The following is a 437-nucleotide window of genomic DNA, read 5'->3' on the forward strand; positions in this document are numbered from 1 at the left end:
GCGGTGGTACCGCATAAAAGGCGGCATGCCGGCCGATCCAGGAGGACAGGAGTTCGTCTGAATGGTGCGACAACACCACCGGCAATGGTCGAGGCGGCGTGTTCTCAATCATGCAAACGCCGCCTCGGCATCGAACTCCGCTTCCCAGCACTCGACCGCTTCGTCAGTGATGTGCTCGCGGCCGTTCTCGATGGCTTCGACGGCCAGGCTGTTGATCATGTGGAAGATGCTGGCGGTGATACCCTCGGTGATCTGCAGAATCCGTCGCAGCGATTTTGGCCGTAAGCACCGAGGGTCGACGCAGTGGCGTGTTGCGCAGGATCGACGCTACCAGGGTTTCGAACTGTTCGTTTGCTGCCCACCGGCTCAAAGTGAACTGTTCAAACCTGCGCGCAAGTTGGACGTCGCCGCTGATCGCCTCCCGCGCCTCGTTGACG

The 437-nt window shown here is 60.9% G+C and carries 1 pseudogene; it reads right to left on the bottom strand.

Annotated features, from left to right (window positions below):
- Nucleotides 1-108 precede the first annotated feature (108 nt).
- Nucleotides 109-437 (bottom strand): annotated as a pseudogene (locus tag V5F77_RS29170) (TniB family NTP-binding protein); the annotation flags it as partial.

Origin of the sequence: Roseixanthobacter psychrophilus, from assembly GCF_043195195.1 — a bacterium.
Lineage (GTDB): Bacteria > Pseudomonadota > Alphaproteobacteria > Rhizobiales > Xanthobacteraceae > NCEH01.